This is a genomic window from Rhizobium laguerreae (genome assembly GCF_002008165.1).
In the GTDB taxonomy this organism is placed as follows: Bacteria; Pseudomonadota; Alphaproteobacteria; order Rhizobiales; family Rhizobiaceae; genus Rhizobium; species Rhizobium laguerreae.
Genome location: NZ_MRDM01000010.1, coordinates 642091 through 661355 on the forward strand (window position 1 = coordinate 642091; position 19265 = coordinate 661355).

General features: G+C 60.1%; 21 protein-coding genes and 2 tRNA genes. 15 read left to right on the forward strand and 8 right to left on the reverse strand.

Annotated features, from left to right (window positions below):
- Positions 1 to 64: 64 nt before the first annotated feature.
- Positions 65 to 139 (reverse strand) — tRNA-Thr (locus BS630_RS11665).
- Positions 140 to 291: 152 nt separating this feature from the next.
- Here BS630_RS11665 and BS630_RS11670 point away from each other — a divergent pair.
- From BS630_RS11670 to BS630_RS11715, 10 genes are all read left to right on the forward strand, one after another.
- Positions 292 to 486 carry a hypothetical protein gene (locus BS630_RS11670; protein ID WP_077977520.1) on the forward strand — a complete coding sequence of 65 codons (195 nt, stop codon included), beginning with the start codon at positions 292 to 294 and terminating at the stop codon, positions 484 to 486.
- Positions 487 to 593: 107 nt separating this feature from the next.
- Positions 594 to 1886 carry a UDP-N-acetylglucosamine 1-carboxyvinyltransferase gene (gene murA, locus BS630_RS11675; RefSeq protein ID WP_077977521.1) on the forward strand — a complete coding sequence of 431 codons (1293 nt, stop codon included), beginning with the start codon at positions 594 to 596 and terminating at the stop codon, positions 1884 to 1886.
- Between the two features lie 108 nt (positions 1887 to 1994).
- Positions 1995 to 2426, forward strand: a complete 432-nt coding sequence (locus tag BS630_RS11680) for a DUF2948 family protein (RefSeq protein WP_077977522.1) — start codon at positions 1995 to 1997, stop codon at positions 2424 to 2426.
- A gap of 116 nt (positions 2427 to 2542) precedes the next feature.
- On the forward strand, positions 2543 to 3841 hold the full coding sequence (gene hisD / locus BS630_RS11685; RefSeq protein ID WP_077977523.1) for a histidinol dehydrogenase: 1299 nt from the start codon (positions 2543 to 2545) through the stop codon (positions 3839 to 3841).
- A 4-nt stretch (positions 3842 to 3845) separates the two neighbouring features.
- Positions 3846 to 4319, forward strand: a complete 474-nt coding sequence (locus BS630_RS11690; protein ID WP_011650397.1) for a UPF0262 family protein — start codon at positions 3846 to 3848, stop codon at positions 4317 to 4319.
- A complete protein-coding gene (locus BS630_RS11695) occupies positions 4316 to 4801 on the forward strand; it encodes an arsenate-mycothiol transferase ArsC (RefSeq protein WP_183594478.1) in 486 nt (161 codons plus the stop codon). The genes BS630_RS11690 and BS630_RS11695 overlap by 4 nt, the downstream gene beginning before the upstream one ends.
- 123 nt (positions 4802 to 4924) lie before the next feature.
- A complete protein-coding gene (gene infA / locus BS630_RS11700; protein ID WP_003545338.1) occupies positions 4925 to 5143 on the forward strand; it encodes a translation initiation factor IF-1 in 219 nt (72 codons plus the stop codon).
- Between the two features lie 58 nt (positions 5144 to 5201).
- The gene (locus BS630_RS11705) at positions 5202 to 5822 is read left to right on the forward strand and encodes a Maf-like protein (RefSeq protein ID WP_025393095.1); all 621 of its coding nucleotides are present in this window, start codon (positions 5202 to 5204) and stop codon (positions 5820 to 5822) included.
- A 32-nt stretch (positions 5823 to 5854) separates the two neighbouring features.
- Entirely contained in the window at positions 5855 to 6067 is a 213-nt protein-coding gene (gene yacG, locus BS630_RS11710) for a DNA gyrase inhibitor YacG (protein WP_012755993.1), read from the forward strand.
- A 179-nt stretch (positions 6068 to 6246) separates the two neighbouring features.
- Positions 6247 to 6322, forward strand: a tRNA-Phe gene (locus BS630_RS11715).
- 721 nt (positions 6323 to 7043) lie between these two features.
- Here BS630_RS11715 and BS630_RS11725 read toward each other — a convergent pair.
- Positions 7044 to 8009, reverse strand: coding sequence for a helix-turn-helix domain-containing protein (locus BS630_RS11725; protein WP_077977526.1), 966 nt, complete (start codon positions 8007 to 8009; stop codon positions 7044 to 7046).
- A 94-nt stretch (positions 8010 to 8103) separates the two neighbouring features.
- Here BS630_RS11725 and BS630_RS11730 point away from each other — a divergent pair, with 94 nt between their 5' ends.
- The 5 genes from BS630_RS11730 to BS630_RS11750 all read left to right on the forward strand — a co-directional run bounded on the left by BS630_RS11730 (position 8104) and on the right by BS630_RS11750 (position 13937).
- On the forward strand, positions 8104 to 9273 hold the full coding sequence (locus BS630_RS11730) for a sugar ABC transporter substrate-binding protein (protein ID WP_077977527.1): 1170 nt from the start codon (positions 8104 to 8106) through the stop codon (positions 9271 to 9273).
- Positions 9274 to 9295: 22 nt separating this feature from the next.
- Positions 9296 to 10855: a sugar ABC transporter ATP-binding protein gene (locus BS630_RS11735; RefSeq protein ID WP_077977528.1), complete on the forward strand. Its 1560-nt coding sequence runs from the start codon at positions 9296 to 9298 to the stop codon at positions 10853 to 10855.
- On the forward strand, positions 10852 to 11856 hold the full coding sequence (locus tag BS630_RS11740) for an ABC transporter permease (protein WP_077977529.1): 1005 nt from the start codon (positions 10852 to 10854) through the stop codon (positions 11854 to 11856). The genes BS630_RS11735 and BS630_RS11740 overlap by 4 nt, the downstream gene beginning before the upstream one ends.
- Positions 11857 to 11884: 28 nt before the next feature.
- The gene (locus BS630_RS11745) at positions 11885 to 13312 is read left to right on the forward strand and encodes an L-arabinose isomerase family protein (protein WP_077977530.1); all 1428 of its coding nucleotides are present in this window, start codon (positions 11885 to 11887) and stop codon (positions 13310 to 13312) included.
- A 373-nt stretch (positions 13313 to 13685) separates the two neighbouring features.
- Positions 13686 to 13937 (forward strand): hypothetical protein, encoded by a 252-nt coding sequence (locus BS630_RS11750; RefSeq protein WP_033181540.1) that lies wholly within the window; start codon positions 13686 to 13688, stop codon positions 13935 to 13937.
- A 9-nt stretch (positions 13938 to 13946) separates the two neighbouring features.
- On the opposite strand, the gene BS630_RS11755 is transcribed toward BS630_RS11750, so the two are convergent.
- The 6 genes from BS630_RS11755 to BS630_RS11780 form a co-directional block, all read right to left on the reverse strand.
- Positions 13947 to 14672: an SDR family oxidoreductase gene (locus tag BS630_RS11755; RefSeq protein WP_077977532.1), complete on the reverse strand. Its 726-nt coding sequence runs from the start codon at positions 14670 to 14672 to the stop codon at positions 13947 to 13949.
- A gap of 11 nt (positions 14673 to 14683) precedes the next feature.
- Entirely contained in the window at positions 14684 to 15745 is a 1062-nt protein-coding gene (locus tag BS630_RS11760; RefSeq protein ID WP_020048422.1) for an ABC transporter ATP-binding protein, read from the reverse strand.
- 59 nt (positions 15746 to 15804) lie between these two features.
- Entirely contained in the window at positions 15805 to 16011 is a 207-nt protein-coding gene (locus tag BS630_RS11765; protein ID WP_003545406.1) for a DUF2160 family membrane protein, read from the reverse strand.
- Between the two features lie 4 nt (positions 16012 to 16015).
- The gene (locus tag BS630_RS11770; RefSeq protein ID WP_017958929.1) at positions 16016 to 16852 is read right to left on the reverse strand and encodes a carbohydrate ABC transporter permease; all 837 of its coding nucleotides are present in this window, start codon (positions 16850 to 16852) and stop codon (positions 16016 to 16018) included.
- A 4-nt stretch (positions 16853 to 16856) separates the two neighbouring features.
- The gene (locus BS630_RS11775; protein WP_017958930.1) at positions 16857 to 17732 is read right to left on the reverse strand and encodes a carbohydrate ABC transporter permease; all 876 of its coding nucleotides are present in this window, start codon (positions 17730 to 17732) and stop codon (positions 16857 to 16859) included.
- Between the two features lie 95 nt (positions 17733 to 17827).
- Positions 17828 to 19261: an extracellular solute-binding protein gene (locus tag BS630_RS11780; RefSeq protein ID WP_043294391.1), complete on the reverse strand. Its 1434-nt coding sequence runs from the start codon at positions 19259 to 19261 to the stop codon at positions 17828 to 17830.
- Positions 19262 to 19265: the final 4 nt, after the last annotated feature.

The window sequence follows — 19265 nt, forward strand, 5'->3', positions numbered from 1 at the left end:
CATTCTGTTCTGGGCTTTGCCCGGCAGCATCACGATTGCAGGTCGGTGTTCTGCCTGAGAAAACTGGTGCTGCCGAGTGGGATTGAACCACCGACCTCACCCTTACCAAGGGTGTGCTCTACCACTGAGCTACGGCAGCAGGACCAGAACCCGTGCGAGCCAGTGGCTCAATCGCGAGAACGGGGGGCTATTGCCACAGCTTGGCGGCCAGTGCAAGCCGCAAATTCCAACTTTGCGTCGATTGCGGCGAAGGGCCTTTTGGATTGGCGCGAATTCAGCTAATCCTGTCGCATGAACGAAAAGACCGAAACCGGCCATCAGAGCCGCAAACAGGCGATCGAGGCACAGGCGAAACTGCGCCGCGAGCGCGCCGCCGAAAAGCTCAGGGAAAATCTGGGGCGACGCAAACAGCAGGTGCGCGCCCGCCGTTCCGGCCAGGCCGACGAAACAAATGGACTGCCCGCCGCAAAAATGGACGAATCGTAATGTTCCGTCCGTCGCGAATTGAAGCGTCTCGATAAATCCCCTAAACACCTCACTCCTTATTTCAAGGCAGAACTTTCAGGAAAGGCGGGCGCTGCCCGTAAGCGCACATGGATCGTATCAGAATCGTCGGCGGTAATGAGCTGAATGGCATCATTCCAATTTCCGGCGCCAAGAATGCCGCACTGCCGCTGATGATCGCCTCGCTTCTGACCAGCGATACGCTGACGCTCGAAAATGTGCCGCATCTGGCCGATGTCGAACTCTTGATGCGCATCCTCGGCAATCACGGCGTCGATGTAGCCGTCAACGGCCGCCGCGAGCGCCAGGAAGATTCCTATTCGCGCACGATCCATTTCACCTGCCGCACCATCGTCGATACGACCGCATCTTATGAACTGGTCTCGAAGATGCGCGCCTCCTTCTGGGTCATCGGCCCGCTGCTGGCGCGCGAAGGTCATTGCCGCGTTTCGCTGCCAGGCGGCTGTGCCATCGGCACGCGTCCCGTCGATCTCTTCATCGAGGGCCTGACGGCGCTCGGCGCGACCATGGAGATCGATGCCGGCTATATCAACGCCAAGGCGCCTGCCGGCGGCCTGATCGGCGCACGCTACACCTTCCCGAAGGTTTCCGTCGGCGCCACCCATGTGGTGATGATGGCGGCAACGCTTGCCCGCGGCACGACGGTCATCGGCAATGCCGCCCGCGAGCCTGAGGTCGTCGATCTCGCCAACTGCCTGAACGCCATGGGCGCCAAGATATCGGGCGCGGGTACCGCGACGATCACCATCGAAGGCGTCACCTCGCTCTCCGGCGCCCGCCACCGCGTCCTGCCGGATCGCATCGAGACCGGCACCTATGCGATGGCCGTCGCCATGGCCGGCGGCGACGTCGTGCTCGAAAATACCGATGTGGCGCTGCTCGAAACCGCGCTGGAAACGCTGCGCCGGGCCGGTGCGGAAATCTCGTCGACCAACAATGGCATGCGCGTCAAGCGCAACGGCGCCGGCATCAGGCCGGTCGATATCGTCACCGATCCCTTCCCGGGCTTCCCGACCGATCTGCAGGCGCAGTTCATGGCGCTGATGACCCGTTCTTCCGGCGTCTCGCATGTCACCGAGACCATCTTCGAAAACCGTTTCATGCATGTGCAGGAGCTTGCCCGCCTCGGCGCCAGGATCTCGCTGTCCGGCCAGACGGCGAAGATCGAGGGTGTCCAACGCCTGCGCGGCGCACCCGTCATGGCGACCGATCTGCGCGCCTCCGTCTCGCTCGTCATCGCCGGCCTTGCCGCCGAGGGCGAAACCACGGTCTCCCGCGTCTATCACCTCGACCGCGGTTTCGAGCGTCTCGAGGAGAAGCTGACCCGCTGCGGCGCCATCGTCGAGCGCATCAGCGAGTAAGCGCCGTTCATCCCGGTTGCGTAATTGGTCGCCGCGCCTTATTTCCCTTGTCTGACGCATCGCCATTCCGGCGGTGCCCGGCCTTGGCCGGTTATGGGATGAGGCTGAATGACCGACCTGAAACTTGTTGCGCTCGATAGCGAGGATCTAGCGATCATGTCCGCGCATATGCAGGACAGCGTCTTCAAGGTCGGCGACATCGACTGGTCGCCGCGCGGCGCGCAGTTCGCGCTTGCCGCCAATCGTTTCGTCTGGGAAGGTGCCGAGCGCAAGCGCAAGGGTTTCGAGCGGCGCCGTGCTGTCCTGGTTTTCAAGCGCGTGCTTGCCGTCCGTTCGCTCGGCATCGATCGCGGCAAACGCGACGAGGTGCTGTCGCTGCTGGCGCTGCGCTTCGAGCAGAAGGGCGAGGGGCCGGAGGGCACGGTCGAGCTGTCGCTGTCCGGCACGGCCTCGATTGCGCTCGATGTCGAATGTATCGAGGTCCAGCTGGCCGATATCGGCGGCGCCTGGGAGGCTTCCTCCAAGCCTCGCCACCGCTAATCCATGTCGCCCGGAAGTGTGCAGCGGTTCCGGGATAACGACATGCATAAAACAATGAGTGTTTGACGCCCTAAAGTTTGAATATCGCAGTTTCGAGTTGAGAAGGAATATCGGCCTTGGCAATCTGGCTGGATCAGGCATCGGAAGGTTTCGAGCAGCATTTTGCCGCCTTTCTGACGACGAAACGTGAAGTCTCCGAGGATGTGAACGTGGTCGTTCGCGCCATCATCGATGACGTGCGCGCCCGCGGCGATGTGGCGCTGGCCGAATATTCGCTGAAATTCGACGGCATCGATTACGCCACCGTCCCGATGCGCGTCACAGCTGAAGAGATCGACGCCGCCGTCGATGCGGTGCCTTCGGAAGTGCTGGGGGCGCTGAAGCTCGCCGCACTGCGCATCGAGTCCCATCATCGCCGGCAGCTGCCGAAGGACGATATCTACGAGGACGATATGGGTGTCGGTCTCGGCTCGCGCTGGACGGCGATCGAAGCGGTCGGGCTCTATGTTCCGGGCGGCACCGCGAGCTATCCTAGCTCGGTATTGATGAATGCGGTGCCGGCCAAGGTCGCCGGCGTCGATCGCATCGTCATCGCCGTTCCTGCCACCGGCGGCGCCGTCAATCCGGCGGTGCTTGCCGCCGCCAAGCTTGTCGGTGTCACGGAGATTTATCGTGTCGGCGGCGCCCAGGCGATCGCGGCTCTTGCCTATGGCACTGAGACGATCGCTCCGGTCGCCAAGATCACCGGCCCCGGCAATGCCTATGTCGCCGCCGCCAAGCGCCATGTCTTCGGCACCGTCGGCATCGACATGATCGCCGGCCCCTCCGAGGTGCTTGTCATTGCAGACAAGGACAACAATCCGGATTGGATCGCAGCCGACCTCTTGGCCCAGGCCGAGCACGACGTCAGTTCCCAGGTGATCCTGATCACCGATGATGCCGCATTCGGCAAGGCGGTGGAGCAGGCGGTCGAACGCCAGCTGAAGACGCTGAACCGCGCCGAGACGGCGGCGGCAAGCTGGCGCGATTTCGGCGCAGTCATCCTCGTTTCCGACCTGAAACAGGCCATTCCGCTGGCAAACCGTATCGCTGCCGAGCATCTGGAGCTCGCCGTTGCCGATCCGGACCGGCTGCTCGACGGCATCCGCAATGCCGGCGCGATCTTCATCGGCGCCCATACGCCCGAGGTGATCGGCGATTATGTCGGCGGTTCGAACCATGTGCTGCCGACGGCGCGTTCGGCGCGCTTCTCGTCCGGTCTTTCGGTGCTCGATTTCGTCAAGCGCACCTCGATCCTGCGCCTCGGCCCGCAGCAGCTCCGCACCCTCGGCCCGGCGGCGATCGCCCTTGCCGTTTCCGAAGGCCTCGATGCCCATGCGCGATCGGTCGCGATCCGCCTCAACCTCGAAAGGTGAGGGCATGGCGAAGGGCGAATTCCGGCTTTGCGACGTCGTCCTTGACGATACGATCGGCCGTTCGACGCCCGATGTCGAGCATGAGCGCGCCGTCGCCATCTTCGATCTGATCGAGGAGAACAGGTTCGAGCCGCTCGGCCATGCCGGCGGGCCTTACCGGCTGAACATCTCGCTGGTCGATTCGAAACTGGTTTTCGCCATCACCACCGAAGAGGGTGGCGGTGTCGCCACTCATATCCTGTCGCTCACGCCCTTCCGGCGGATCGTCAAGGATTACTTCATGATCTGCGAGAGCTATTACGAAGCGATCCGTTCGTCGACGCCGAGCCGCATCGAGGCGATCGACATGGGCCGGCGCGGCATCCACAATGAAGGCTCGCAGACGCTGAAGGATAGGCTGGCCGGCAAGATAGAGGTCGATTTCGATACCGCCCGGCGCCTTTTCACGCTGGTCTGCGTGCTCTACTGGCGCGGATGACGGCAATGGAGCGCGCCGCCGATGTCGAGGAGGGAAAGCGGCCGGGTGCCATCCTCTTCATGTGCGGGATGAATGCCATCCGCTCGCCGATAGCCGAAGCGATCGCCCGTAGCATTCTGCCGGCCAATACCTATATCAGGTCTGCCGGCGTTCGCGCCGGCGAGCGCGATCCCTTCGTGGACGTCGTGCTCGAGGAGATCGGGCTTTCCCTTGGGCGCCGCCAGCCGCAGACGCTGGAAGAGCTCGAGGATGATTACTTCGATCTGATCATCACGTTGTCGCCCCAGGCCCACCATGCAGCACTCGAGCTGACGCGGTCGAATGCGATCGACGTTGTCTATTGGCCGACCATGGATCCGACGGTTGCAATCGGAACGCGCGAGCAGATTCTGGAGAGCTACCGCGAGGTCCGCGATCACCTGGCCGGCCTCATCGAAAGCCGGCTACTCAAACGAAATGGCATTGCCGCGCAATCGGCGTGAAAACAAATAAAGGAAAGCCTGATCAACGAGGTTCACAAACCTGCGTTGATTGTGTAGTTTCCGCCCAAATTTTAAAGGCGCGCGCTGCGCTGCCTATTCAACGCACAGGAAGAAAACACTTATATGCCTAAAGAAGAAGTCCTCGAATTCCCGGGAATCGTCACCGAACTTCTGCCGAATGCGACGTTCCGCGTGAAGCTCGAAAACGAACACGAGATCATTGCCCACACCGCGGGCCGCATGCGCAAGAACCGCATCCGCGTTCTCGCCGGCGACAAGGTACTTGTGGAAATGACGCCCTACGATCTGACCAAGGGCCGCATCACCTACCGTTTCAAGTAAGTTTGCCCGAAGGTCCCCGCAAGGGTTTTTGCTCCCGTCTGACGATGGTCGAGGTTCCATGGCGCTGAAATACAAGCTCATTCTGGCCTCGGGCTCGCCCCGTCGCGTCGACCTGCTCAACCAGGCCGGCATCGAGCCGTCGCGCCTTATGCCGATGGATATCGACGAGGCGCCGAAGAAGTCGGAGCACCCGCGTTCGCTCGCCCGCAGGCTTTCGGCGGAGAAGGCGGAAGCAGCCCTTGCCGCCATCAAGACCGATATCACCTGGAAGGGCAGCTATATCCTCTCTGCCGATACGGTGGTCGCTGTCGGCCGGCGCATTCTCGGCAAGGCAGAGTTCGCCGACGAGGCGTTGAACTCGCTGCATCTCTTGTCGGGACGCAACCATATGGTCTACACCGGCGTTTGCCTGGTGACCCCGGATCGTAAGGTCCGTCAGAAGATCGTCGAGACCAAGGTGCGCTTCAAGCGTCTCTCCGGCTTCGAGATCGAGAACTACCTGGCCTCCGGCCAGTGGCGCGGCAAGGCAGGCGCCTACGGCATCCAGGGCCTCGCCGGCACCTTCGTACAGAAGATGGTGGGCTCCTACACCAATGTCGTCGGCCTGCCGCTTTATGAAACCATTTTGCTTTTGACCGGCGAGGGCTTCGATGTGCATAGCCGGTGGCCCGAGGGCTGAGCCCGACGGCTAATCCCATAGGATGAACCGATATGCCTGAAGACAAGAAAGCGGCCGCCAAGGTCGAACCGCTGCGCAAGACGCGCCCTTGCCCCGAATGCGGCAAACCTTCCCACCGCGAACATTATCCCTTCTGTTCCAACCGCTGCCGCGAGGCCGATCTCTCCCGCTGGCTGACCGGCGCCTATGCCATTCCGGTTGCCGACGACGAGACGAAGGCCGATTATCCGGATGAGGAAAACTAGAGAAATCCACCCGCGAAGCTCTTATTTTTCCTCATGAATCCGCAAAGCCGGCAAGACCGTCAAAAAAGAGTCATTTGACGCTTGCCATGGGCGAACAAGATGCTATAACCCCGCTCGCTTCCGGGGTGAACCAAGGCCCCATGGTTCCTTTCTTGAAAGGAGCCATTGGAAGCAGGTTAGCCCAGGTAGCTCAGTTGGTAGAGCAGCGGATTGAAAATCCGCGTGTCACTGGTTCGATTCCGGTCCTGGGCACCACTTTGATTTCCTTGCATAATTAGCGAACTTTTGGCCTTGGAAAAAGGCGTCTGCTTGGCGGCCGTGGTAGCACATTGGTAGCCGCGCCAAACGGGGTGGAGAGGGCCAAAAACAGCGTGGCCGGCGCGATGGCGGGCCGTGTATCGACGGGGCGTTCGTTTCAACGGGCCTCATATCGTAATGGCCTGGAACAGGGAAGACCCGACCACCTCGCATGACGACATCATCGATATCGCACGCTCGCTGGTGCCGCCGGCCAGGTGAGCGCATGGAACGTCAGCCGTTTCGCCGGGTCGGCCTCTTCACCTTAACCTTGATCTACGCGTTACATTGTGGACGAGTTCGCTGATGGTCGCGAACTCACCGAATAAAGCAGTAAGCTTGGCTTGCTCCTTGCCATCCAATCGGTGCTGCGAGCAGAAGTCCGCGATGCACCAGACCTTCGCCGCTGCGATAGGCTCGGCAGTAATCGAATCAATGTGTTGCATTGTAGTCCTCCCGCAAAGGAAGCTAACGAAGTTCAAATTAGCTTTCAATGAAATAAGAGGTCTTCCAAAAACTGCGGTTCCCATTGCCCGACGCGCCGCCGCTCTCGTTTCTACGCCGCGAAACGGCGTGCAGCCTTGTCGGACCATATCAAGCACGCTGCCGCTGGTTCCTGACGTCGAAGACGGACTGAGCGACGTCTGGGGTCGCGCGGTGCCACGGATCGGCAGACCTCTCAATTCTCAGAGGTCCTACGATATTCCGTCGGTGCGCAGCCAACCGCATTTTTGAATTGGCTGGAAAAATGGAAGGCGGAATGAAAGCCGAGAAGGCCGGCGATTTCTTTTACGGATTTGTCGGTGTTTACCAGGAAGTCGCGTGCTCGCTGAACGCGGACGTTCATTTGATACTGTTTCGCCGACATCCCGGTTTGCTCACGAAACAGCCGGCGAAAATAGGGGTAGCTCACCCCCATCTCTGCTGCGAGATCCTCGACCGATTGTGAAGTTCCGCAGCGCTCCATCAGGATCATGCGCGCCCGATCGACGAGGCGCGCGCCGGCGCCGCTTGCCAGATCGTCCGGCCGGCAGAGCAGCGCAAGGAGCTGCAACCCGAGCGTGGATATCACCAGCTGATGAAGCACAGGATCCTGCCGCGCCAGGTCATGGATGGCGGCGAACACATGATTGATCTCATCGCTTGCCGGGTTGAGCGGGCGTTCGACATGCAGGAGGCCAGCATCCACTGCAAAATCGAAAGCGGTTCCCCGGCACTCTATCCAGTGCTCGGTCCAGCCGGTTCGCCGATCGGGCGCGAACCTGTGCCACACGTCTGGGAACAGGAGAAAAATCGATCCTTCCGTGACGCGCACCTGTCGGCGCAGGTTGCCGAATTCGAGCTTCCCGCTGCCGGCGCTGATCAGCACGACCTGATAGGCCTGAAGGATGCGGCCTCGAGACCAGCTGAAATGATGGTCGTCCGGATGACGGCTCGGAGGGTAACTGGAGTGCGGCGCAATGACCGAATAGCCCGTCGAGACAGCGGTGCAGCCCCATGCTGCAGAAATTCTGTTGTCAGGCATGTAGACGAAGTAGTTTTCCGTCATTTGACGTCGCCTTTTTAGGATCATTTTTTGTATGCAAATGATCACTTTTGTGGATTTTGGCGTCGTGTCAACAGGTGGGGCCGATGGTACCGTCATCAGGTCAGGGCAAAGTCGATCGAATTTGCCGAAACGCTGATTGCATCAGCTATCGCCGCTGCCGGGGAGGGTAGGGGCTGGGAGGAGAATAGATATGAAAACTCACGCCAGACTGCTGGTCGCAGCCGCTTGCCTCGCCGCATCTGCTGCCCATGCCGATGATTTCCACGGGTTCGATCCCGCGAAGTTCGACGGCAATATGCTTTCGGCCGAGGCTCTCAAGGCCATGGCCGCCGACGCGTCGAAAGTGACGCCTCCGAAAAACGGCAGCAAGTACAGCATCGGCTTCGCCAATCTTCAGCGTGACATCGCTTTCGGCGTGCTCGTGGAGAAAGGCATTCAGGCAAACGCCGATGCTGCCGGCGTGGAACTCGTTGTCGCCGACAACCGGCTCGATGGGCCGACCGCGCTTGCCAATGCCAAATCTTTCGCCGAACGCAAGGTTGACTACGTCATCGAGTTTCAGACCGACGCAAACTTCGGTCAGACCGTGATGGACGTGTTCAAGCAAGACGGCACCAAGGTCACGGCAATCGATATCCCCATGCCCGGTGCAAGTTTCTTCGGCGTGAACAATCCGAAGTCCGGTTTCATGGGCGGGTCCTACCTTGCAACGGCTGCGGCAAAACAATTAGGCGCGGACACGGTAAAAAGCGGCTATCTCGTCATCGGCGCACTGCCCCAGTCGGGCGTCATCCCGCGCATGCGCACGGAAGGTCAGCGCGCCGGCTTCCTGGCCCTGACCAAGGATTTCCCGGCCGACCACATCATCGAGATCGATACGAAGAATACGCTGCAGGAATCCTATACCCAGATGAACAACGTACTCGGCCGCATTCCGCCAGGAGCGCCGATCCTGATCATCGCGATCAACGACCAGGCGACCATGGGCATGCTGCAGGCCGTCCGAGCAGCCGGACGTGTTGATCAGGCCATCGCCGTCGGCAACGGCGCGGATGAAGCCGAGGCGCTTGCCACGGACCCGAAACTCGTGGCGGCGACGGGTTCGTTTCCAGGCAGCTACGGGAATTATCTCATTCCGATTGCGCTGTCTGCGCTCGCCGGAAAGGCCGTGCCGGAGGCAACCTTCGTCACCCATCAGATGGTAACCAAGGCAAACATCTGCAAATTCTACAAGGAATTCGCGTGCGCCGGCGAAGCCGACGGTTACACGTTTCCCGAGGCAGAGTTCGCAAGCTACCTCTCTGGTCTGAAAAAAGAGGATTGGTTGAAGGGGTACGAGGCAATTCTCCCCAAGCAATGATCTGGGGTCGGAGGCGATTCTGATGCAGACTGTATCGAGCACGGAGAACCGCGTGGAGCGGCTCCAAATCACCAACGTCACGAAGTCCTTCTCCGGCGTGCAGGTCCTGAAAAACGTCACCTGTTCGGCCGATGCTGGCGAGGTCGTGGCGCTGCTCGGGGCTAACGGTGCAGGCAAATCCACGCTGATGAAGATCCTGTCCGGCGTCTATTCCTGCGACGCCGGACAGATACAGATCGATGGGGCCGCAGTCGACATCACGTCGGCACGTGCGGCCATAGCATCGGGCATTCGCCTGATGCCGCAGGAACTGTCCGTGCATCCGGACTTGTCGGTCGCGGAGAACATCGCGTTGGGATCGATGCCCCAGCGCAAGATCGCCGGCATAAGTTTCGTCGACCGTGCCGCCATGCAGAGGCAGGCGACGACGCTGCTCGGCCGACTGAAGCTCGGTCATGTCTCTGCGAGCCGGAGAATGGGATCGCTATCGCTTCCGGAGCAGCGGATCGTCGAGATCGCCCGGGCATTGGCCGGCCAGGCTCGTATTCTGATCATGGATAAACCGACTGCTGCACTCGGAGAAGCAGATGCCGAAACCCTGTTCGGGGTGATCGACGCGCTTCGCGCCGACGGCGTCACGATCATCTATATCTCCCACTACCTCGACGAGGTGTTTCGCCTCTCCGACCGGATCGTCGTGTTGCGGGACGGCGAGGTGAGCGGCCAGTTCCAGACGAGCGCCACCAGTCACGAAGAGGTGCTGCGGGCGATGCTCGGAAGCGATCTCGGCGATCTTTTTCCGGCAAAGTCGCAATTCCTGCCGGACGAGACGATCCTGACTGTCGAAGGACTGTCGCTGCCAGGCTGGCTCAGCGACGTGTCCTTTTCGGTGCGCCGCGGCGAGGTCCTGGGTGCGTTCGGCCTGATCGGCTCCGGGATTGAGAAGGTCGGCAGAGCCATTTATGGGGCGGAGCCCAGGGCGAAGGTCCGTTCAATCCGGATGGGGACAGCCGAAACGGCGTTGTCGAACCCGCGGGCAAGCATTCGAAGCGGTATCGGTTTCGTTGCAGCCGAGCGCAAGCGGCAAGGCCTGATTGCCAACCTCACCGTCCGTACCAACACGACCCTTCCTTACCTCACGCGGTTTACGCGCTTCGGGCTCGTTGATGACAATCGGGAGCGGGTAATGTCGCAACACTGGATCCGCACCCTGCGCGTCAAGACGACGGGTCCGGAGCAGGAGATAAGACTCCTGTCCGGCGGCAACCAGCAGAAAGTGTGCCTGGTGCGATGGCTGCTCGGCGACCCCAAGCTGCTCATTCTCGAGGAACCGACCCGCGGGGTCGACCTCGGCGCTCGACGAGAGATTTATGAGGAGATCCGCCGGCTCGCAGCGAACGGATTGGGCATACTCCTCGTCTCATCGGACGCTGAGGAGGTCGCCGGTCTTGCCGACCGAGCGATCGTCTTCGAAGAAGGCCGGGCCGTGGCCACACTGGGAGCCAATGCATCGGCCGCCGAGCTGATGCAGGCGGCGGAGTCGCACTCCGTGTCTGCTGCGAACGAATTGGAGAAAGCATGAACAAGTCAAACTCGATCGTTGCGGGCGAACCCAAGCCGACCAGCCAACGCCAGTCGATGACGGAGATCCTTGCCAGACCGGTCGCCGGGATCGTGGTCCTGCTGGGCTTCTATGTCATCCTTCTCGCGGCTTTCGCTATGCTGTCGCCGTTCTTTCTGTCGGTGAGCAATCTTGCCAATATCGGCACGAACATGGCCTTTATCGGGCTCATGGCCGCAGCCGGAACGCCGCTGATCATAGGCGGTGGACTCGACCTGTCGGTGGCTGCCGTTGCCGGACTGGCCGGCGTCATCGTCGCATTGATTCATTCCAACGGGATCAATATCTGGGTTGGATGCCTGACAGCCTTGGTCATCGGCGCCGGGGTCGGAATTTTGAATGGCGTGATCGTCACCAAGCTGCGCCTCAATCCCCTGATTGTGACACTCGGGACGATGAGCATCTTCTCGGGCCTGTCGATGGTCATGACGGGTGGCTTGAGCAAGCCGCTTTTCGTGCCGGCCTTCAACTGGCTTGGTTCAGGTCGCATCTTTTTCGTGCCGTTTCCCGTCATCGTCATGCTGATCGTCTTTGCCGTCCTTTGGCTCGTGCTTGCCAAGACGCCGTTCGGACGGTTTGTGTACGCAACCGGCGGCAATCCCGAGGCCAGCAGCCTTCTCGGCGTGCCGGTCGAGCGCACCCAGATGATCCTCTACGTGATCTCGGGCATTTCAGGCGCTGCCGCTGGTATCATTCTTGCAGCAATGCTCGGCGCGGCAGCCCCGAATGCAGCAAGTCAGCATCTGCTGACGATCATCGCCGCGATCATTCTTGGAGGCACGAGCCTCTTTGGCGGGCGGGGAAGCGTCTGGGGTACGCTGATTGCGGTGCTGATCCTCGGAACTCTGAACAACGGCCTGACCCTCATGAATGTGTCCAGTTTTTGGCAGGATGTCACGCGCGGTGTCGTGTTGCTTCTGGCCGTGGGCCTCGACCAGCTTCGTGTCCGCCTGCAGGGCTGACCCCGCTATAATTCCAGGAGAAAATGGAATGTCTGATCGCCCTTTGAAGGCCGGCCTGTTCGGGATCGGTCTGGAGGCCTATTGGCCGCAGTTTGACGGCCTCGAAGCAAGGCTGCGCGGATATGTACATGTCGTCGCGTCCAAGCTGGAACGGCCTGGGGTCGAAGTCGTCAATCTTGGCCTCGTCGATACGCCGGAGAAGGCCGTCGATGCCGGCCATTTGTTTCGCCAGGCCGATGTCGATATCATTTTCCTTTACATCACCACCTACGCTCTATCGTCGACCGTCTTGCCGGTTGTTCGGCGTGCAAAGGTGCCGGTCATTATTTTGAATCTGCAGCCGGCTGGTGCGATCGATTACGCGTCCTTCAACGCACTCGGCAATAGGACTGCCATGACCGGCGAGTGGCTGGCGCACTGCGCTGCATGCCCGGTGCCCGAGATTGCCAATGTGTTCACTCGAGCGGGCATTCGGTTCCACCAAGTAACAGGCGTTCTCAACGATGACCCGTTTGTCGACAACGAGATCGAGGAGTGGATCGAGGCCGCACGGGTAGCCCAAGTCATGTCGCATAATCGCCTTGGCGTCATGGGGCGCTATTACAACGGCATGCTCGATATCTATTCCGATCTCACAGCTCAAAGCACGGCATTCGGGACACACATCGAAGTGGTGGAGATTGACGAACTAGCACGCCTCAGACGCGACGTTGGCGAGGCGGAAGTGGCGGCCTGCTTGGACAGAATCCGAACGGAATTCGACGTGCAGCCGGATTGCGATCCGGACGAACTGGCGCGGGCGGCAAGAACTGCTGTCGCGCTGCGCAAACTCGTCGACGCGAAGCGTCTCGGCTCGCTCGCCTATTATTATGAATCGGTGTCCGGGCATGAATACGAGGACGTCATCACGTCGGTAATCGTTGGTTGTTCGATGCTCACCGCCGAAGGCATACCCGTTGCTGGCGAATATGAGATCAAGAACGCGCAGGCCATGAAGATCATGGACAGCTTTGGCGCCGGAGGTTCCTTCACCGAATATTATGCAATGGATTTCGAAGCAGATGTGGTCCTGATGGGCCATGATGGCCCAGGCCATACCAAAATTGCAGAGGGTCGAACCAAGATCCGTCCTCTGGAGGTCTATCACGGTAAGGTCGGCTCCGGCGTTAGCGTCGAAATGTCGGTTAAGAATGGCCCGGTCACACTGCTCTCCGTGGTGGAGTGCGCCGGAAAAGTGAAGCTGTTGTGCGCCGAAGGACAATCGGTGCCCGGGCCCATCCTGGAAATTGGAAACACCAACAGCCGCTATCAATTTCCAATCGGGGCGCGCGCGTTCGTCGAGAATTGGAACGCCGAAGGACCGGCGCATCATTGCGCAGTCGGCGTCGGACACATTGGGAGCAGCATCGAAAAATTAGGAAAGCTGTTGGAGGTCGAATTCGTGAGAATTTGCTAATTGTCAAAATATTTCTCGATGCGGGAACTGCTTGACGAATAAAAAGCCAGTCGAAACGATCGCAGCTCCTCTACCCATCTTGCCGGCGTTGCTCTGGAGCCTCAAGGGGTGCGCCTGAGCCAGCGCGTTGAAGGCTCCCCGGACATGAACACTTATCGCGCCGGTCGCGATAAATGTGGCCGCTTTCGTGTTTGGCGGCCGTAGTGGCATGCTGGTGGCAGCGCCTAACCCCGCAGCGAGGGCAAAAATCAGCTTGGCCGGCGCGATGCATGGCCGTGTATCGACGGGGCGGTCGTGTCAACGGGTCTCATATCGTGATCGCCTGATGGGAACCGCGACTCCGCCCGTCCGTTACCATTGAGCAACGGAGGAAATGGACATGCGCAAGAAAAAAGCCATCGTCGAGGCGGCGCTCGAGTCCGAGTACGAGCGCCAGGCACTGGGGATCATGAATACCGAGCAAGCTCTGAAGCTTGAGGATTCCGACGGTCTTGTCTTCAGTCATCCGGATAAGGAGGCCGGAGTGACGGATCACTTTGTCGATCAAGATGAGCTGCGTCGGTTGGTGCGGCGGTCAACCTCGCCGCTTCCCGTGCTGCAATCGCAGGATCGTACGACACGTTAGCCCTGACCTTCAGGCAATCATATAGCCGCCGTCCACCGGCATCGATATGCCGTTCACCATGGCAGCCTGATCGGAGAGCAGGAAAAGAACAACCTCGGCAATGTCTGCCGGCTCAGCGAAGCGACCGACGGGAATTCGCTTCATCATCCCTGCGGCCTTCTCGGGATCGCTCCATGCCTTCACCGCCATTGGCGTCAACGTCACCGTTGGGTGGACGCCGTTTGCGCGTATGCCGTGAGGCGCGAGTTCCTTTGCCATAACCCGCGTCAAGCCGTCCAATCCACCTTTCGACGCACAATAGGCAGCGTGGTCGGGGATGCCGACGAAGGATGCGACCGACGAGACATTGACGATAGCGCCTGGACGGCCCTCCTTGATCAGCGAGCGGGCATATTCCTGGGCGACAATCATCGGAGCACGCGTGTTGACCGCGACGAGACGATCGAATGCTTCGACGGTTGTCTCCAGGAACGGCTGAAGCTCGGTCGTGCCGGCGCAGTTGATAAGCAAATCTGCGGGAAGGGCAGCGATTGCCGCCTCTCTGGTCGCATCGGCATCCGCGAGATCGACCTGGATTGCCCGGCAGCCGAATTCCCCTCGCAGCGTTTCGACGTCGGCAGCACTGCGGGTCAGCGCGACGACCTGCGCATCCCGTTCGACGAGCATCCTTACAATTTCGCGTCCGATGCCTTTTCCGGCGCCGGTCACGATCACCGTCTTTCCTTTGAACTCCATGGATCGTTCTCCTAAAGTCTCTGGCCTGTTTCCCGATCGAAGATATGCGCACGTCGGGGATCGATGTGGAAGTACATCGTCCGTCCGGGGTCGACCTCGATACGCTCGCGGATAAGGGCGTCGATCGGCACGCCTCCCGTGCGGCCGAAGATCAACGTCTCCGAACCCGTCGGCTCGAACACCGATACCTCGACCGGAACGCCTTCTTCGCCGATCGTGATGTGCTCCGGTCGGATGCCGTAGGTAACGGCTCGTCCTTCATCCGCATTTGTGTCCGCCATCGGAAGGGCGATGCCCTGGTCGGTGACGACGATCTTCCTGCCGTCGCGGGTGGCTATGCGGCCTTGAAGGAAGTTCATCGATGGGCTGCCGATGAAGCCGGCGACGAAGAGGTTGACGGGGAAGTCGTAGAGATCGAGAGGCTTGCCGATCTGCTCGACCCTGCCGTCGCGCATCACCACGATCTTGTTGGCCATCGTCATCGCCTCGATCTGGTCGTGCGTGACGTAGACGGTGGTGGTCTTCAGCCGCTGGTGAAGCTCCTTGATCTCGACGCGCATGGTGACGCGGAGTTTGGCGTCGAGGTTCGACAACGGCTCGTCGAACAGGAAGACCTGCGGATCGCGGACGATGGCACGGCCCATTGCCACGCGTTGACGCTGCCCGCCCGACAGTTGCTTCGGATAACGGTCGAGATAACGCGTCAGGTCGAGGATCTCGGCTGCCCTGCCGACCTTCTCGGCGATCTCGGCCTTCGGACGCTTGGCCATCTTCAGCGGAAAGCCCATATTCTCGGCGACCGTCTTGTGGGGATAGAGCGCGTAGCTCTGAAACACCATCGCGATGTCACGCTCCTTCGGGGGAGCATTGGTGACGACACGGCTGCCGATCCGGATATCTCCGCTGCTGACCGTCTCCAGCCCGGCGATCATCCGGAGCAGGGTGGATTTGCCGCAGCCGGATGGACCGACCAGCACGACGAATTCGCCGTCCTCGATGTCGACGCTGACGCCATGCATGACCTGAAGAGAGCCATATTTCTTGGTGACGTCGCTAACCTGTACGTTTGCCAATGTCGTTCCCCCTAAGCAGCACGATTTGTGACTTGATGTCGTTGACGGAATTCATCGCCTCATCCCTTCCAGACGATATAGGCGCCAAGGACTGCCGAGATTGCCGCCGCGAACCATACGGAAAGCCCGAACGGCTCGATGAACCGCATCCAAAACAGGGAGAGCGCGACCCAGATCACGATCGAGATGAAGAGCCGGTCGAACCAGTTCGTTTCGATTGGCAGGAAGCCTGGCTTGGGTTCGTTATTTTCTGATTGAGACGTCATCGTTTCATCCTTTCACGGCACCGAAGGTCAGGCCGGCGACGATGTGACGCTGGACCACCGAAAAGACGATGAGCGCCGGAACCAATGTCAGCATCGAGATCGCGGCCATGATGCCCCAGGCCGTCCCCGTCGTCGTCACATATTCCGACAGGCCGGTGGTGAGTGTCCGCGCATGGAAGTTGGTGAGCGTCGCCGCCAGCAGATATTCGTTCCACGCAAACACCCAGGTCAGGATCAGCGTCACCGCAAGTCCGGGCCGTGCCAAAGGAAAGATGATATCATAGAGCACGGTCCATGGGCTCGCGCCGTCCATATAGGCCGCCTCGTCCAATTCCTTCGGAATGCCTTCCACGGTCGGGCGCAGCGTCCAGATGGCGAAGGGAAGGTTGAAGGAGCAATAGACCAGGATCATGCCCAACTTGGAATCGGCGAGCGAGAAGTCGCCGATCCTGTAGACCTGCGTCAGCAGCAGGAAAAGCGGCAGCAGGAAGACCGCCGGCGGCGCCATGCGGTTGGTGATCGTCCAGAAGAAGATGCTTTCCTTGCCGGCGAGGTCGAAGCGCGTCAGGGCGTAGCAGGCAAGGAAGCCGAGCGTGGTGACGAGCAGCGCGTTGCCCGACGAAATGATCAGCGAGTTGAGCATGTATCCGCGCAAGGTCGGATTGGTCAGCACGTCCTGGTAATTCTTCCAGAAGAAGCTCCGGAGAATGACATCGGGCGTCGAAAACAGGTCGAACGGCTGTTTCACCGATATGACGAAGAGCCAGTAGATCGGGAAAAGGGTGACGAAGCTTATCAAGGTCCAGAGGACGACCGGAAGCCAGGGAAAACGGGTCTTCATCGCTTCAACCTCTCTTCACGCGGGGTGCAATCAGGCCGACATAGAGCAGCCAGCAGACGACGATGGTGAGATAGAGGACGATGACGGAGATCGCCGAACCGTAGCCGTAATTCGTCTTGGGAAAGACTTCCCTGAAGATATGGACGCCGATGTAGCGCGTCGATGAGCCCGGGCCGCCGCCGGTCAGCATCAGGACTTCGTCGACGGTGCGCAGTGCGTCCATCAGCCTGATGAACACCGTGGCGAGCAGGGCCGGGCGGATCAGGGGCAGCGTTATGTGCCAGAAGATCTGGCTCTTGCCGGCGCCGTCGATCTGCGCCTGCTCGAACGGGTCTGATGGAAGCGAGACAAGTGCGGCGATCAGCGAGAGGGTGACGAGCGGCGTCCAGTGCCAGATATCCATGATGACAGTGACGGTGAAGGCCGCAACGGCGCTCTGGCCGATATTCAGATCGTAGCCGAACCAGCTCCTGAGAAGATAGGGAATGATGCCGATCGACGGCGTGGTCATCAGCTTCCAGACGGAGCCGACGATGATCGGCGCCATGATCAGCGGCAGAGTATGGATCGTGCGAAACACTGCTTTTCCGGGAAAGTCCTTAAGCAGCGCCTGGGCGAGGATGTAGCCGAGGACCAACTCCGACACGACCGCGAAGAAGACGAATGCCAGGGTTATGCCGAGCGATGCCAGGAACTGCGGGTCGAAGACGAGCCGCCGATAGTTCTCAGCCCAGTTGAAGATCATGCCCGGATTGGCAGCGAACGGGTTCCATGAATGGAAAGAGACCCAGAGGACGTAAATGAACGGAAATATCCCGAACAGTCCGAGGATCACTATGGTCGGTGACAGCAACAGCCACCCGAGCTTCTGCGAATGCATCGCCTATCCCCCATTGAACACTATGTGGACGTCCGCTCGATCAGGAGCGAAAGATGACGGGTCGTCGGAACGACCCGTCAGTTGGGGAGGATGCTTTATTTGCGATAACCGAGCGAGGTGAGCTCTTCTTCGGCTTTGGCCGCCATCTGGTCGAGGCCTTCATCAGGCCCGATGTTGCCGGTCAGGATGTCGTAGAAGATGGGAGCGGTCGCTTCACGCACCTGCGCATGGAAGGGGTAGGGGGGAGCGCCGGCGAAGAGCTTGCCGTCGTCCTTCAGCATCGTGTAGAAGCCGCCGAGCTTGACGTCCATCTCCTTCACCTTCGGATCGTCGAACGTCGCCGTATTGGTGATGCGTGGTGCGGCGATCGCCCAATCGGGCTGCACTTCGTTCTGGCCGATGAATTCGAGGAACAGCAGTGACGCTTCCTTGTTCTTGGACGTGACCGGCACGCCGAAGGCACCGCCATCGTAGTAGCCGATATAGCCCTTTCCGGCTTTCGCGTCGTCCAGCACGCCCGGCTCGAGCGGCGGCAGAGCGAAACCGACCTGGCCGACCACTTTCGACTGCGCCGGATCGCTTGCGATCCAGGCGGCGTTCTCACCATAGATCAGCCCCTGGGCGACACGGCCCGCGGCGAAGGTCGTTGCAGTTTCCGTCCAGGTTGACTGCGTCGATTCCGGAGGAGCGATGTCGCGCAGGTGCAGCCAGTACTTCAAGGCGGCCTTCGCCTTGTCGCTGTTCATCGCGCCGCCATGTTCGACCGTCGCCGCATAGTTGTTCTTGGCGTCGATGCCCCAATTGTAGACACCGAAGGTCGGCACGATGGACTCGAAGAATTCGTACCAGGACGCCGGATGGCCTGTATGTGCCTGAGCGGTCGTGCCCCAGAGCTCCATGCCGTTGTCCTTGCCGTACTTCGTGAAGAATTCGGCGATCTCAGTATATTCCGCGTGTGTGGTCGCCGGCTTCAGGTCCTTGCCTGTTTCCTTCTTGAAGGCTTCCTTGATCTTCGGATCGTCGAAGAGGTCCTTGCGATAGAGATACGCCTTCAGGAAGGCTTCCATCGGAACGCCGAAGAGATCGCCGCTCGAGTCCTTGAAGTAGTCGGCAAAGCTGGTGAAATTGGCGTCGTCGTAGGTCGGCGCCTTCAGATCCGGCTGGTCTTTCAGCGTCTTCGTGATGTCGACGAGGAAATTCCTGGCCAGATAGGAGTAGATGATGTCCTGCTCGATATAGACCATGTCATAGATGCCGGTCTTGGCTTCCATGTCCTTGATGGCCTTGTCGTACATCTGATCCCAGGACGTCGTCTCGATGTCGACCTTGATGCCGGTCTTCTTTTCGAATTCCGGAGCGAGCACGTTCCTGATGTAGTTCGATGGCGGGGTGCTTTCGGTGACGCCGTGCAGTGTCACGCCCTTGAATTTGGCGCCGGCGTCGGACCAGAAGTCAGCCCAGGCCGGCGAAGCAGTCGTGGCGAGGCCGAGCGTCAGCGCAAGCGCGCTAGCCTTCAAAGCATAATTCATTTTC

Coding starts and splice junctions, on each gene's coding strand:
- BS630_RS11735 (WP_077977528.1), top strand. CDS start 9,296: ATGCAGACTGTATCGAGCACGGAGAACCGCGTGGAGCGGCTCCAAATC.
- BS630_RS11695 (WP_183594478.1), top strand. CDS start 4,316: ATGACGGCAATGGAGCGCGCCGCCGATGTCGAGGAGGGAAAGCGGCCG.
- BS630_RS11755 (WP_077977532.1), bottom strand. CDS start 14,672: ATGGAGTTCAAAGGAAAGACGGTGATCGTGACCGGCGCCGGAAAAGGC.
- infA (WP_003545338.1), top strand. CDS start 4,925: ATGCCTAAAGAAGAAGTCCTCGAATTCCCGGGAATCGTCACCGAACTT.
- BS630_RS11740 (WP_077977529.1), top strand. CDS start 10,852: ATGAACAAGTCAAACTCGATCGTTGCGGGCGAACCCAAGCCGACCAGC.
- BS630_RS11780 (WP_043294391.1), bottom strand. CDS start 19,261: ATGAATTATGCTTTGAAGGCTAGCGCGCTTGCGCTGACGCTCGGCCTC.
- BS630_RS11690 (WP_011650397.1), top strand. CDS start 3,846: ATGGCGAAGGGCGAATTCCGGCTTTGCGACGTCGTCCTTGACGATACG.
- BS630_RS11750 (WP_033181540.1), top strand. CDS start 13,686: ATGGACATGCGCAAGAAAAAAGCCATCGTCGAGGCGGCGCTCGAGTCC.
- murA (WP_077977521.1), top strand. CDS start 594: ATGGATCGTATCAGAATCGTCGGCGGTAATGAGCTGAATGGCATCATT.
- BS630_RS11725 (WP_077977526.1), bottom strand. CDS start 8,009: ATGACGGTACCATCGGCCCCACCTGTTGACACGACGCCAAAATCCACA.
- BS630_RS11745 (WP_077977530.1), top strand. CDS start 11,885: ATGTCTGATCGCCCTTTGAAGGCCGGCCTGTTCGGGATCGGTCTGGAG.
- BS630_RS11680 (WP_077977522.1), top strand. CDS start 1,995: ATGACCGACCTGAAACTTGTTGCGCTCGATAGCGAGGATCTAGCGATC.
- BS630_RS11730 (WP_077977527.1), top strand. CDS start 8,104: ATGAAAACTCACGCCAGACTGCTGGTCGCAGCCGCTTGCCTCGCCGCA.
- BS630_RS11770 (WP_017958929.1), bottom strand. CDS start 16,852: ATGAAGACCCGTTTTCCCTGGCTTCCGGTCGTCCTCTGGACCTTGATA.
- yacG (WP_012755993.1), top strand. CDS start 5,855: ATGCCTGAAGACAAGAAAGCGGCCGCCAAGGTCGAACCGCTGCGCAAG.
- BS630_RS11775 (WP_017958930.1), bottom strand. CDS start 17,732: ATGCATTCGCAGAAGCTCGGGTGGCTGTTGCTGTCACCGACCATAGTG.
- BS630_RS11705 (WP_025393095.1), top strand. CDS start 5,202: ATGGCGCTGAAATACAAGCTCATTCTGGCCTCGGGCTCGCCCCGTCGC.
- BS630_RS11765 (WP_003545406.1), bottom strand. CDS start 16,011: ATGACGTCTCAATCAGAAAATAACGAACCCAAGCCAGGCTTCCTGCCA.
- BS630_RS11670 (WP_077977520.1), top strand. CDS start 292: ATGAACGAAAAGACCGAAACCGGCCATCAGAGCCGCAAACAGGCGATC.